At 70.9% G+C, this 13,173-nt stretch carries 14 protein-coding genes; 7 read left to right on the forward strand and 7 right to left on the reverse strand.

What is annotated here, in order from left to right; genetic code table 11:
- Positions 1-12: 12 nt before the first annotated feature.
- Genes G406_RS0110355 through G406_RS0110365 form a run of 3 tightly spaced genes read left to right on the forward strand, consistent with a single transcriptional unit; the run spans position 13 to position 2,606 of the window.
- Entirely contained in the window at positions 13-660 is a 648-nt protein-coding gene (locus G406_RS0110355; protein ID WP_028933775.1) for a TetR/AcrR family transcriptional regulator C-terminal domain-containing protein, read from the forward strand.
- Positions 661-714: 54 nt separating this feature from the next.
- A complete protein-coding gene (locus G406_RS0110360) occupies positions 715-1,401 on the forward strand; it encodes a FadR/GntR family transcriptional regulator (RefSeq protein WP_028933776.1) in 687 nt (228 codons plus the stop codon).
- On the forward strand, positions 1,398-2,606 hold the full coding sequence (locus G406_RS0110365; protein ID WP_028933777.1) for a CynX/NimT family MFS transporter: 1,209 nt from the start codon (positions 1,398-1,400) through the stop codon (positions 2,604-2,606). The genes G406_RS0110360 and G406_RS0110365 overlap by 4 nt, the downstream gene beginning before the upstream one ends.
- 120 nt (positions 2,607-2,726) lie before the next feature.
- Here G406_RS0110365 and G406_RS0110370 read toward each other — a convergent pair whose 3' ends face one another.
- The 6 genes from G406_RS0110370 to G406_RS0110395 form a co-directional block, all read right to left on the reverse strand.
- A complete protein-coding gene (locus G406_RS0110370) occupies positions 2,727-4,106 on the reverse strand; it encodes an FAD-dependent oxidoreductase (protein ID WP_028933778.1) in 1,380 nt (459 codons plus the stop codon).
- Between the two features lie 277 nt (positions 4,107-4,383).
- Positions 4,384-4,857, reverse strand: a complete 474-nt coding sequence (locus G406_RS0110375; protein WP_028933779.1) for a MarR family winged helix-turn-helix transcriptional regulator — start codon at positions 4,855-4,857, stop codon at positions 4,384-4,386.
- Positions 4,858-4,880: 23 nt separating this feature from the next.
- Positions 4,881-5,984, reverse strand: a complete 1,104-nt coding sequence (locus G406_RS0110380) for a cysteine--tRNA ligase (protein ID WP_028933780.1) — start codon at positions 5,982-5,984, stop codon at positions 4,881-4,883.
- Between the two features lie 135 nt (positions 5,985-6,119).
- On the reverse strand, positions 6,120-7,160 hold the full coding sequence (locus G406_RS0110385) for an NAD(P)-dependent alcohol dehydrogenase (protein WP_028933781.1): 1,041 nt from the start codon (positions 7,158-7,160) through the stop codon (positions 6,120-6,122).
- 67 nt (positions 7,161-7,227) lie between these two features.
- Positions 7,228-8,475, reverse strand: coding sequence for an RNA polymerase sigma factor (locus tag G406_RS45995; RefSeq protein ID WP_037075965.1), 1,248 nt, complete (start codon positions 8,473-8,475; stop codon positions 7,228-7,230).
- A complete protein-coding gene (locus G406_RS0110395; RefSeq protein WP_211241110.1) occupies positions 8,472-8,780 on the reverse strand; it encodes a YciI family protein in 309 nt (102 codons plus the stop codon). Before G406_RS0110395 ends, G406_RS45995 begins: the two co-directional genes overlap by 4 nt.
- Positions 8,781-8,964: 184 nt before the next feature.
- On the opposite strand from G406_RS0110395, the gene G406_RS55550 reads away from it, so the two are divergent.
- The 3 genes from G406_RS55550 to G406_RS0110415 all read left to right on the forward strand — a co-directional run bounded on the left by G406_RS55550 (position 8,965) and on the right by G406_RS0110415 (position 11,169).
- Positions 8,965-9,447, forward strand: a complete 483-nt coding sequence (locus G406_RS55550; RefSeq protein WP_051341910.1) for an RDD family protein — start codon at positions 8,965-8,967, stop codon at positions 9,445-9,447.
- A gap of 85 nt (positions 9,448-9,532) precedes the next feature.
- On the forward strand, positions 9,533-10,555 hold the full coding sequence (locus G406_RS0110410; RefSeq protein WP_084215949.1) for an extracellular catalytic domain type 1 short-chain-length polyhydroxyalkanoate depolymerase: 1,023 nt from the start codon (positions 9,533-9,535) through the stop codon (positions 10,553-10,555).
- Between the two features lie 8 nt (positions 10,556-10,563).
- The gene (locus G406_RS0110415) at positions 10,564-11,169 is read left to right on the forward strand and encodes a TetR/AcrR family transcriptional regulator (RefSeq protein ID WP_028933784.1); all 606 of its coding nucleotides are present in this window, start codon (positions 10,564-10,566) and stop codon (positions 11,167-11,169) included.
- A gap of 138 nt (positions 11,170-11,307) precedes the next feature.
- On the opposite strand, the gene pepE is transcribed toward G406_RS0110415, so the two are convergent.
- Positions 11,308-11,994: a dipeptidase PepE gene (pepE, locus tag G406_RS0110420; protein ID WP_028933785.1), complete on the reverse strand. Its 687-nt coding sequence runs from the start codon at positions 11,992-11,994 to the stop codon at positions 11,308-11,310.
- Positions 11,995-12,128: 134 nt separating this feature from the next.
- Between pepE and G406_RS0110425 the strand changes: the two genes are divergently transcribed.
- Entirely contained in the window at positions 12,129-13,172 is a 1,044-nt protein-coding gene (locus G406_RS0110425; protein WP_028933786.1) for an AraC family transcriptional regulator, read from the forward strand.
- Position 13,173: the final 1 nt, after the last annotated feature.

Raw genomic sequence — 13,173 nt, forward strand, 5'->3', positions numbered from 1 at the left:
TGGAGGTGTTCCGTGCCGCGTCCCGCAGTGCTGAGTCGGGAGAAGATCGCCGAGGCCGCGCTGAGGGTGATCGACCGCGACGGGCTCGCGGCGCTCACCATGCGTTCGCTGGGCCGGGAGCTAGGGGTCGCGGCGATGTCGCTGTACAACCACGTGGCGGACCGTGCCGGGCTGGAGAGCCTGGTCGCCGAGGCCGTCGTCTCGAACATCGAGCTCGGGGACGTCGCCGCCGACGCCGGGGTGGAGGTGCGCCGGCTGATGGTCGAGCTGCGCGGCTCGCTCAACGCGCACCCCGCCGCGATCCCGCTCATCCTCACCAGGCCGACGGCCAGCGAGGCGGCACTGGCGCCGATCGAGGCGCTGCTGGAGGCACTGGCCAGGGCCGGTTTCACCGGGTCGGACCTGCTGGGGGCCTACCGGACGCTGTTCGCGTTCCTCGTCGGCTTCGCCCAGGCCGACCTGGCCGGCCCGGTGTCCTCGGGGCAGCCGGCGACGCTCGACGAGGTCGCGGCGGGCGTGCTGCGGCTACCCGAGCACGCCTTCCCCCGCCTGCGCGCCTGCGCGGTGGCGGCGAAGACGTCCACCTCCGACGCGGAGTTCGACTACGGCCTGACGACCGTCCTGCGCGGCCTGGGGATCACCTCGGACGACTTCGCATAGGCAGTGCGCACTATTAGTTAGCCAAATGACCTACATTTGGCTACCGTTGCCGGCATGGTGCAGCTGCGTGGGCCGCGTCGGTCAGTGCCGTTGTCCCGGCAGGTGGCCGAGCAGATCGAAGAGCTCATCACCTCGGGGCGGTGGGCGGTGGGTGAGCGGGTTCCTTCCGAACACGAGCTGGTCGAGCAGCTCGGGGTCAGCCGCAACACGGTGCGGGAGGCGCTGCGGGCGCTGGTCTACACCGGGCTGCTCGCCGCCCGGCCCGGGGACGGCACCTACGTCCAGGCCTCGAGCGAGCTGGACGCGGTGCTGGCCCGTCGCTCGCGGCGGTGTGGCGTGGAACAGGTCCGTGAGGTTCGCGCGATGCTGGAGACCGAGGCGGCGCGGCTCGCGGCGCGGCGTCGCAGCGCGTCCGACTCGGAGCGCCTGCGAGCCCTGCTGAACCGTCTGCACGAGGCGGAGGCCGTCGGTGACCCGGTCGAGATCGCGCTCGCGGACGGCGAGCTGCACCGGGCCGTCGTGGCCGGCGCGGCGAACCCGCTGCTCACCGATCTTTACGACAGCCTCGGCAGCGCCCGCGCCGAAGCGCTCGTCTCCGCCGTCGAGCGCCCCGACCAGGCGGGACATCAGCAGCGTCAGCACACGCGGTTGGTCGATGCCATCGCCGAGGGCGACGAGACGAGCGCGGCGGCGGCAGCCGCGGCGATCGTGGCGGGCGCGGAGCAGGGGGCGGCGAGATGAGCCGGCCGGCCGAGCGCACCGTGCCCACCCGGGCCCGGCGTCTGGTGCTGGTCCTCGGGATCGTGCTGATCGCGGTCAACCTGCGTGCGAGCCTGACCGTCGTCGGACCGCTGGTGGCGACGATCAGGGCCGATCAACGCCTGTCGGCCACCTCGGCCGGACTGCTGACCACGATCCCGCTGCTGATCTTCGCCGCGGTCTCTCCGCTGGCCCCTCGGCTGGTCGGGCGCTGGGGCGAGACGAGGACGCTGTGCGGCGCGATGGTGGTGCTCGCGGTCGGCACGGTGCTCAGGTCCGTGCCGCTGACCGGGGCGTTGTTCGCCGGGACCGTGCTGCTGGCCGCGCCGATCGCGGTGGCCAATGTGGTCCTGCCGGGCGTCGTCAAGCGCGAGTTCCCCGAGCACGTCGGGATCCTGACCGGCGTGTACGTGAGCACCATGGGCCTGCTGGCCGCGCTCGCCTCGGGGGTGGCGGTTCCGCTGGCCGGCGCGACGCCGGCCGGGTGGCGAGGCGCGCTGGCCTGCTGGGTCGTGCTCGGGCTGTTCGCCATCGCGGTGTGCCTGCATCCGTCGTTCGCCGTCGACCGGGGTTCGGCATCGGGCCCGGTGCCGGGCATGCCCTGGCGCAGCGCGGTCGCCTGGCAGGTCACCGTCTTCATGGGACTGCAGTCCCTCGGCTTCTACGTCATGATCACCTGGCTGCCCAGCATTCTGGTGACCCACGGCTTCACCGAGGACCGGGCCGGCTGGGTGCTGTTCCTCTTCCAGCTCGTCGCGCTCGCGGTGAGCCTGACGTTGCCGATCGTCACGAGGCGGCTGAGCGGCCAACGAGTGGTCGCCGCCACCTGTGCGTCGTGCTGTCTGCTCGGCTACCTGGGACTGGCCGTCGCACCGGGCTTCGCCATCGCCTGGGTGGTCCTCGCGGGCCTCGGCGGTGGCGGCACCCTGGTCCTCGCGCTGTCGTTCATGGCGCTGCGCTCCACCACCCCGTCCGAGACCGCCGCGCTGTCCGGCATGGCCCAGTCGATCGGCTACCTGCTGGCCGCGATCGGTCCGGTGCTCCTCGGCGCGCTGCACGACCTGACCCACAGCTGGACCCCGTCGATCTACATCCTGGCCGCGACCGCCGCGCTCCTCACCCTGACGGCACTGGGCGCGGGTCGCTCCCGAACCGGACCACCCCGCCGCGAGACCGGCTCCGCATGATCACCACCGCCTGACGGCACTTTTCGAGCCCCGTAACAGCCCTGAGGCGGTGGTGATCATGGGAGCCGGACGTACCAGACGGTCGAACTCGGGGTTCTCCGTCACTCGACTTAGCGAGCCTTAGTTGCTGACGATCGTGGCGAGCACCTCGTTGAACGCCTCGGTCGAGCTCGGGTGGGTGTAGATCGAGTCGCGCAGCTCGGTGGCCGTGACGCCGTGTCGCATGGCCAGCGCGACCGTGTTGACCAGTTCCTGCGCGTCGATGCTCAGCAGTGCGGCACCGAGGATTCGGTCGGTGTCGGAGTCGATCACGAACTTCATCAGCCCTCGGGTGTCGCCCATGATCCGCGACCTGGGCATGGCCGCGATCTGCCCGATCGCCTTGCGGGCCACGCGCACCGGGTGTCCCGCCGCCCGCGCGGCCTTCTCGGTCAGCCCGACGGTGGCCAGCGGCGGAGTCATGAACACCGTCGTCGGCACCGCGACCCGGTCCGCCGTGCTCCGCTTGCCGGCTCCCGCCAGCTGGTCGAGCACGACGCGGCTGTCGTCCAGCGAGATGTAGGTGAACTGCGGTCCGCCGTTGACGTCACCCAGGGCGAAGATGTGCGGCTGGCTGGTCCGTAGGTACTCGTCCACGACGACCGAGCCACGCGGTCCGGTGTCCACGCCCGCGGCCTCGAGGTTCAGGCCGTCGGTCGCGGGTGCGCGCCCGGCGGCGACCAGGACCTTGTCGGCGGTGAGTGAGCGCTGCTCACCGCCGCGCTCGTACGAGATCGTGACGCACTCGCCGGTGTCCTCCAGTGCGGTGACCGCGCTGCCGGTGAGCAGCGTGATGCCGTCCCCGGCGAGGATCTCGACGGCGGCCTCGGCGACGTCGTCGTCCTCGCGGCCCAGCATCCGCTCGGCGGCCTCGAACACAGTGACCTCGGCGCCGAACCGGCGGTACATGGCGGCGAACTCGACGCCGAGGTACCCGCCGCCGAGGATGGCGAGGTGCTTCGGCAGGTCTTCGGTGCTGAGCAGATCGGTGCTGGTCACGGTGTGGGCGCCGGCGGCGAGGCCGGGAATGTCCGGCACCACCGGCAGTGAACCCGTGTTGATCGCGATGGTGTCCGCCGTGATGGTGAGCCGGTCGTCACCGGCGCGGACCTCGACCGTGTGCGGGTCGACGAAAGTGGCCTGCCCGGTGACCACGGTGACCGCGTCGATCGTGTCCAGCATGCGGAAGTTGTTGCCCCGCAGGAGTGTGGTCAGCGACTGCACCGAACCGATCGCCTGTCGGTACCAGCTCCCCGGCTCGTCCTCGTCGCGGCGCTCGTCGGCCTGGTGCACCAGCGCCTTCGTCGGTACGCAGCCGATGTTGATGCAGGTCCCGCCGTACATCTGGTCGGACTGTTCGACGAGCACCACTCGCTTGCCGGCCCGCCCCATGGCGGCGGCCAGCGTCTTGCCGCCCTTGCCGAACCCGATCACCAGCAGCTCTGCGCGCACGGTGTCCATGTCCCACTCTCTGGTAGTCCTGAAAAGTTACGATATTCGATCGAGCTGCCCACCGCTGGGCGAGCTAGTTGCGCGGCTCTCTGGCGTGAGAGTCGCATCCATATTAGTCATGATCGCTGACTACTTCAGAGGGTGTGTTCAGGAACAGGTTGACAAGAACCGACCGTGCCGATGTGACGGACGGGGCGCTCGACTGACTGGCACTGTGCACATCTACGTGCTGCGTCGCACATGTCCGGACATGTGCGACGCAGCACGAAGGCGTGCACAGTGCCAGTCAGTCGTCCGAGAGGTCGTGCACGTAGCTGCGCTGGTTCTCGGTGATCTGGAAGAAGAGCTCCTTGAAGCGCTGGTAATCCTCACGGCCGACCATCTGCGCGTGCCGCCGCTGCATGGCCGCCAGGATCGAGTCGGCGGCGCGCATCTGCGCCAGCCCGCGCTCGGTCGGGAACACCAGCTTCGCCCGGCCGTCACTCGGGTCCGGCCGGCGCTCGACGTAGCCCAACGCCTCGAGCTCGTCGATGAGCGTCCCGATGACCTGCTTGTACTGGTGCGACAGGCGGGACAGCTCGGTCGGCCGCACACCGTGCGCGTCCAGGTAGGCGAGCACAGCGCCGTGCCGGTGTTTCAGGTCGTCGAAACCCAGCTCGGCCAGCGCCGTGAACAGCTCGCGCTGCACCCCGAACAACAGCCGACCCGACAGCACGCCCAGGTCCGGGTCGGTCGAGTTCCGCTCCGCGCGAGTCACCACCCGCCGTCTCCCCTCACCAGAGCTCAGGCCAGTGCCAGGGTTCGTAGCACGAGTCGAGCGGCGTCGCCGCCTGCTTCCTCAGCGATGTCCAGCGCGGTGGGTACGTCCAGCTCACGCAGCAGCGCCGAGGTGACCGCGTCGAGGGAACCCTTCTCCTCGCCCCGGGTGCCCGCCGCCGAGTAGATGCGGTCCAGCCGGGCGGCCGACGCCGTGAGGTCCGCCGGATGGAAGTCCCACGGCTCGCGCCAGTCGCGATCGAGCAGCAGCAGCCGGATCGCGGCGGGCGAGTGCTCCCGCAGCAGGTCGGCCACCAGCACGAGGTTGCCGGTCGACTTGGCCATCTTCTCGCCGCCGATCCCCACGGTGCCGACGTTGAGCCGGGACCTGGCGAACGGCCGCACGCCGGTGGCGGCCTCGACGAGCGCCGCCTGGTAGGCGTGGTGCGGGAACGCCAGGTCGGCACCGCCCGCGACCAGGTCGACCGAGGAGCCAAGCACGCTCAGCGCGATCGCGGCGCACTCGGCGTGCCAGCCCGGCCGCCCCAGCCCCCACGGGCTCGGCCACGCCGGTTCGTCCGGCCCCGAGCTGCGCCACACCGCGACGTCGTGCGGCTCCCGCGCGGTGTGGTCGCCGGTCAGCTCGCCGTGTTCGTCGGCGTCGGCCGGTACACCACCGGGGATCGCGGGGAAGCCCCGGAAGTAGACCTGCCCGTCGCGGAGATAGCCGTGGCCCGACTCCAGCAGCGCGGCCGCCAGCTCGATCACCCGGTCCACGTGACGCCGCGCGCGCGGCGTGTAGGTGGGCGGCCGGACCCGCAGCGCGGTCATGTCCTGGTCGAACAGGTACTCCTGGGTGGCGGCGAGCACGTCGTAAGGGGTCTCGCGCTCGGCCGCGGCGATGGTGAGCACGTCGTCGATGTCGGTGACGTTGCGGCACACCAGCACCTCGACGCCGGCCATGCGCATGATCGAGGTGGCCGCGTCGGCCCACACGAACGTCGCGGCATGACCGAGATGGGTGACGTCGTACGGCGTGATCCCGCACAGGTAGACGCGGGCCGGACTGATCAGCGGCAGCGCCTGGCCACCCAAGGTGAGGCAGCGAGGGCCGGCAGGCAGGGGAGTCACACGACCGAGTTTGCCAGGCCACCCGGTCAGGCACCGGACCGGCGCGCGGGTCCGATTCCTAAGATCACCACGGCCCCATGGCCGTCGTCGGCGACGGAACAGCCATGGCGCCGTGGTGATCTCGGGCCGGACGGGTCAGGGAACGAGGATCGCCCGGCCGAGGACCTTGCCGGCCGCGAGGTCGTCGAAGGCCTGCTGGAAGTCGGCGAGCGGGTAGCGGACCGTCTCCACGACCAGCTTGCCCTGCTGCGCCAGTGCGATGACCTCCAGCAGGTCGGCCCGGGTGCCACCGTAGGAACGTTGTGCGTTGACGCCCCACGGCAGCGACACACTGTCTGCGTCGGCGGCGAACGGGAACCGGCCGCCGCCCAGACCGACGAACCTGATGAGTCCCTCGGGAGCGACGACGGCGGTGGCCAGGTCGACGGTGGGCTGCGCGCCGACGAAGTCGAGAACGACGTCGACGCCGTAACCACCCGTGTCGTCGAGAATCCGCTGGGCGGCCGAGGAGTCGCTGGGGAGCACGAGGTCCGCGCCGTGCTCGCGGGCCACGGCCAGCTTCGCCTCGTCGGTGTCGAGCGCGATCACCCGCGCGGCGGTGGTGGCCTTCATGATCTGCAGGCCGAGGTGCCCCAGCCCGCCGATCCCGATGAGGACGGCCGTGGAGCCGGGGGTGAGCCGGTCGCGCGCGGAGTTGATCGCGTGCATCGGGGTGAGCGCCGCGTCCGCGAGCGGACCGGCGATGACCGGGTCGATCGCGCCGAGCTGCTCCAGCTGGCGTGCCGGCACCAGCATGTACTCGGCCATCGCGCCGTCCGGTCCGAGACCCGGTGTGGTCGGGAACAGGTTGCGGCTGCCGTTCACCCGGCAGGCGTTGTCCCTGCCCTCGGTGCACGGCCGGCAGTGGCCGCAGCCCCACACGAGGTTCACGATGACCGCGTCACCCTCGGCGAGCCCGGCCACCTCGGAGCCGAGCGCATCCACCCAGCCGGCACCCTCGTGCCCGACCGTTCCGCCGAAGAACGGCCACGCCTCGCCCATCTCCAGTACGTGCAGGTCCGAGTGGCACAGCCCGGCGCCGGCGATCTTGATCCGGACCTCGCCGGGACCCGGCACGGGAACATCGACCTCGGCCAACTGCAGTGTTCCGGGACCGACGAGCTTGACTGCGCGCATGTGCCGTGGTTCCTCTCAGACGCGTCCGGCGCCGCCGGCCGGCGGCGCCGGGGCAGCGTTATCACGTCTAGTGTCGCGCATCACTCCCGCAAGTGGGTGCGGCGACCTCACCCAGCCGCCTGACGAGGTAGCGCCGCTCGGTGTCGGTCGGTGCCAGCGCGAGTGCCTCGCGGTAGGCGGCGGCGGCCTCGTGCCGGCGGCCCAACCGCCGGAGCAGGTCGGCGCGGGTGGCGGACAGCAGATGGTGACCGCCGAGCTCGGGCGCCAGCGCGTCCACCAGCGCCAGCCCTTCGGCGGGACCGTCGGACATGGCCACCGCCACGGCGCGGTTCAGCTCGACCATCGCCGAGCCGTTCATGACCGCCAGCCTGCCGTAGAGCTGCGCGATCTGTGCCCAGTCGGTGTCCGCCGCCCGCCGCGCGGTGCTGTGACAGGCCGCGATCGCCGCCTGGACCTGGTACGGCCCCGGACGTCCGTTGCTCAGGGCCGTGTCGAGGAGATCGGCACCGCGGGTGATCTTGTCGGTGTCCCACCGGGAGCGGTCCTGCTCCTCCAACGGCACCAGCTCACCGGAGCCGTCCATCCGGGCGCCTCGCCGTGCATCGTGCAGCAGCATGAGTGCGAGCAGTCCGAGCGCCTCGGGTTCGTCGGGCATCAGCCGGGTGAGCGTCGTGGCCAGGTCGATCGCCTCGGCGCACAGCCGCCGCCGGATCAGCGCCGCACCCGCCGACGCAGCGTAACCCTCGCTGAACAGCAGGTACAGGACGGCGAGCACCGCGTTGGTGCGTTCCGGCAGCAGGTGTGCGGGTGGGACCCGGTACGGGATGCCCGCGTTGCGGATCTTCTGTTTGGCGCGCACGAGCCGTTTGGTCATCGTCGCTTCGCTCACCAGGAACGCGCTCGCGATCTCGGCGGTGGTCAGGCCGGTGACCACCCGCAGCGTGAGCGCCACCCGAGCCTCCGGCGGCAGCGCGGGGTGACAACAGGTGAAGATCAGCCGTAGCCGGTCGTCCTGGATACCGCTGTCGTCCGCCGGCTCGTCACCCTCGACACGTTCCGCGACCTCGCGCAGCACCGAGGTCTCGGTGGCGGTGCGCCGCAGCCGGTCGAGTGCGCGGTTGCGCGCCGCGGTGGTGAGCCAGGCACCGGGGCGGCGCGGGACGCCTTCGCGTGGCCAGCGTTGCAGCGCTGTGGCGAAGGCGTCCTGCACACATTCCTCGGCCAGGTCCCAGTCGCCGGTCATGCGGATCAGGGTCGCGACGATGCGCCCGCGCTCCGCCCGGAAGACAGCGGTGACCTCGGCCTCGACGCTCACTCGCGAAGCGGCCTGATCTCGACCGAGCCGAAGTGGGCCACCGGGTGCGCCGCCGCGATCTCCATCGCCTCGTCGAGGTCGGCGCACTCGATCAGGTCGTACCCGGCGATGTGCTCGCTGGTCTCGGCGAACGGCCCGCTGGACAGCAGCACCTCGCCGCCGCGCGTCCGGACCGTCGTCGCGTCGCTGATCGGCCGCATCTCCGACCCGTGCAGACGGCGGTCGCCCACCTTCGCCAGCCACTGCTCGATGTTCGGCGTGCCCGCCGGCACCTCGGGGTCCTCGCCGGCACAGATGAGGAGCATGTACTTCACGGTTTCTCCGTTCTTCGGGGTCATCTCACCACTACGACGAACGGGAACGGCCGGACAGGACACCCTGGCCGCCCATCACCCGGAAGGGGGCGATGAGCGTGTCGCGGGCGGGTGCGGGTACGTCCGAGGTCGTCGACGACCCACGATGTGCTCTCGGCGACCTGTGAGGAGACCTATGACCGCCGTCGACACCGGACAGACGCGGGTGACCGGCCGTCGCATCGTCCAGTACGTCCTGGACCTGTTCCTGGCGGGCTTCATCCTGTCGTTCATCGACATCGCGCTGAACGCCGTCACGCCCGGTTGGGGGTTCCGCCGAGGCGACGGCTCGTGGACCGAGCTGTACGGCCTGGTCGCGCAGCCCGGATGGCCTTCCTTCTTCGCGGGCCTGCTCACCGTGGTGGTGTGGGCGCTCGTGTTCATCGTGGTGCCGATCCGCTCCGGCCGCACACCGGCGATGGCGCTGATGGGCCTGCGTATCGTGCGCCTCGACGGCGGACCGCCCTCCGCCGGGCAGCACACCGGCAGAGCGGTACTGCTCGTCGTGGACATGTTCCTCGGTGGTCTGCTGGGCTGGCTGGTGATCGTGTGCTCGCGCCACCGCCAGCGCATCGGCGACCACGCCGCCGGCACGCTGGTCGTCCGACACCTCAAGTAGGCACCGTGTCTAGTGCAAGTGACGCTGTGTAAAGTTAGAGTTGCATGCGTCACCCCGGCGCGGCGCCGACCCCCGGAGGTCCTGGATGAGATCGCTGCGCAGCGCGCGGGTGTGGCTGGCCGCGGCCATCGCCGTCGTCGCCACCGCCATGACCGCACTCCCCGCGTCGGCGGCACCGGTCCGGGAGACGTCGGTGGCCACCGTGCTCGGTCTCGACGAGACCGGGGTCTACAGCAGCGACCAGGGGCAGGTCAGCTACCAGGTCCACGTGCCGCCGGGGCGCCGGCCCGGCACCCGGCTGCCGGTGATGATGGCGGTGCACGGCTGCGCGATGACCGGCTACGGCCTGAACTCGATGAAGAGCACCACCCAGTTCAACCGGCTGGCCGACCGGGAGGGGTTCATCGTCGTCTACCCGACGCAGTCGCTGCTGCGCAACACCAAGCTCTGCTGGAACTCACTCGACCCGGCCCACCAGCACCGAGGCCGGGGTGAGCCGGAGCTGCTCGCCGGTGTCGCGCGCAACGTCGTGCGCGACTTCGGCGGCGACCCCGACCGGGTGCACGTCGCCGGGGCCTCCTCGGGCGCGGGCACCGCGGTGATCCTCGCCGTCACCTACCCGGACGTCTTCGCGACCGCCACGTCCGTCGCCGGCGGCGAGTACGGGTTCTACCGGGTCGACCTGAACAAGCCGGACGAGGTGACCCCGACCGACAACGCGCGGCTGGCGCTGGCGGAGATGGGGCCTCGGGCGCGGCAGGTGCCGCTGCTGGTCGTGCAGGGCGACAAGGACACCACGGTGCCGCCGGTGATGGCCGAGCGCCTCGTCCAGCAGTGGGCCGCGCTCGACGACCTGGTGCCCGACGGGCGCATCGACGGCGACGTCGACGACCACGCCGACGAGACCACCCGCCACACCCCTCCCGGCATCCACCCGTACACGTATCGCGGCTACACCGATGGGCAGCGGACCCTCATCGAGTACTTCCTCATCGAAGGCCAGGGTCACGCCTGGTCCGGCCCCGACGGGTTCGGCCTCTTCACCGACCGGCAAGGACCCGATCTCGCCGAGATCACCTGGAAGTTCGCCTCGAACCGACGTCGCTGACACCACCCATGACCCCCTCGGCACCACGACGAACCCGGCTGTCCCGGGAAGCACGCGCCGCGCAGCTCCTCGACGTCGCGGAACGGCTCTTCGCCTCGGCCGGTTTCGAAGGCACCGCCATGGAGGACATCGCGCGCGCCGCTGGCGTCACCCGTCCCATGGTGTACGCCCACTACGCCACGAAGGACGAGATCTTCCTGGCCTGCGTGCGGCGGGCGCGCGCCGAGCTGGAAGCACGGATCCGGGAACCGGAGATCATGATCGAGGCCGGCGCCGGCGCCCCGGCGGTCATCGAGCGCGCCGGCACCGTGTTCTTCGAGATCCTCGAACGCGACCCGGCCCGGTGGATGGTGCTGTTCAACCCCAGCACGGCCCTGTCGAAGGAGCTGGCCACCGAGCTCACCGCGATGCGGCAACGCACCATCGCCCGCATCGCCGACCTGACCCGCCACTTCGCCACGTTCGACGAGGAACGCAACACCGCGTTCGCCTACGCGATCAGCGGAGTCGGCGAGCAGCTCGGGCGCTGGTGGATCAACAACCCGGACGTGCCGCGCTCCCGCGTCGTCGAGCATTACCGCGACTTCATCGTCGGCGGCCTCGCCCTGCCCTAGCCGTAGGGCGACCTCGCGGATCTTGCGCCCTTCTCATCCCACACCGCGCACCGTGTAGTCACACCGCGCTATGTGCACATGGCGCGGTGTGGACTCACGGTGCGCGGTGTCGCTCTGCGAAGCGGTGCTGGCCTGACCCTAGGAGATGGTGAGTCTTGTGCCGACCGGCAGCTCCCGCGCCGGAGCCGCGCGACTGAAGAGGACGGCGTCGCGGCCGTGCAACCGGGTGCCGTCGGACGCGATCCGGAGCCAGGCGCCCTCGCGCAGGCCGAGTACGGGCACGTCGTTCTCCTCGAGGAACTCGCCGATGCGTTCGGCGCGGGTCTCGCCCATGTGAACCGAGTCGGGTGAGCTGTCGAGGTAGTGCGGGTTGATCTGGAACCCGATCAGACCGAGTGCGTCGAATCCGCCCGGGTCGACGATCGGCATGTCGTTCGTGGTCCGGATCGACGGACAGGCCAGGTTGGTGCCGGCGCTGGCCCCGCCGTAGCGGGCGCCGGCGTGCACGGCCGAGCGGACGGCGTCGAGCAGACCACCGCGACGCATCGCTCGCAGCAGCCGGAAGGTGTTGCCGCCGCCGACGAACACCGCCTGGGCGCCGGCCAGTGCCGAGGCCGGGTCGGGGGCCGTGTGCACGCCACGCACCCGCACTCCCGCCGGGGCGAAGGCGTCGGCGATCGCGGCGGTGTAGGCGTCGTGGTCGGCCAGCGCGTACGGGACGAACAGCACCTCGCGGTCGCCGTAGAACTCCCTCAGCTCGGCGCGGACGTGCCCGAGCCGCTCCTGGCCGTGGTTGGTCGAGTTGGACAGCAACAACAGGTCCATGGGGCCTTTCCCGTGGTGCGAGGCATGTTCTTCGACCGCGACGCGCACCCGAGCCGTTGACACCGCTGTCCGCGAGCTCCACTATCCAGGTGCCGAAGCCGTGAGCGCACCGTAGCGCCCGGAGGGAGCGCCAGATGACCGCGCGAGAGCATGTTCCCGAAGTGGCGACCCTGCCCCCGTGGAACATCGGCCAGGACGAGGGCCTGCTGGTCCAGCGTGAGGTCTGCCGTTCGGGGCTGCTCGACGAGTTCCGTGCCCAGCTGAACAACTACTTCTACCCGGCACGGGTGGAGACGCTGAGCCGCGACGCCGACCTGCAGACCTCGTTGCTCAGCGCCGTCCATCTGGAGCACATCACCATCGGGTTCGTGCGGTTCGGTTCCGAGGCGATGGTCGATCCGGGGGCGCTCGGCGCCTACCACATCAACGTGCCGCTCTCCGGGCGAGTGGCGTCCGAGTGCGGGCCCCGGCAGGCGCTGGCCACACCCGGCCGGGGCGCTGTCTTCACGCCTCGGGAGCACACCGTGCTGCCGTGGTGGAGCGCGGATGCGTCGCAGCTGTGCATCAAGCTGTCGAAGGCCTCGGTCGAGGACGAGCTCGAAGCACTGCTCGGTCACCCGATCACCCACGACATCCGGTTCGACCTCGCCCTCGACCTCACCACCGCCCCGGCGGCCAGCTGGCTGGCGACGATCCGCCTGCTGATCGAGGAGCTCGACCGGGCGGACGGTCTGCTCGCGCGGTCCGGCAGTCACCGTGCCTACCTGGAACGGCTGATCATCGCGGGGCTCCTGCACACCCAGCCGCACGACCATCTCGAAGAGCTGCTGGCCCCGGCCGCCCCGGCGCGCCCACGCACGGTCAAGCGGGTCATCGACCTGATCGAGTCCGGTCCCGAGGTGAACCACACCCTGTCCGACCTGGCACGCCACGCCGGGGTGTCCGCCCGCAGGTTGCAGATCGCGTTCCAGGACGCGTTGGGCACCACGCCGACCGCGTACCACCGGAAGGTCAGGCTGGAGCACGCCCGCGCCGAGCTGCTCGACGGCCAGGACAGCGTGACGACCGTGGCCTATCGGTGGGGGTTCAACCATCCCGGCCGGTTCGCCACGCACTATCAGAACGCGTTCGGTGAGTCCCCGTCGCAGACCCTGAAACACGCCCGGCGCCACGGCTGAG

It is taken from the genome of Actinospineispora spinosispora DSM 44797 (assembly GCF_000429025.1).
Lineage (GTDB): Bacteria > Actinomycetota > Actinomycetes > Mycobacteriales > Pseudonocardiaceae > Pseudonocardia > Pseudonocardia spinosispora.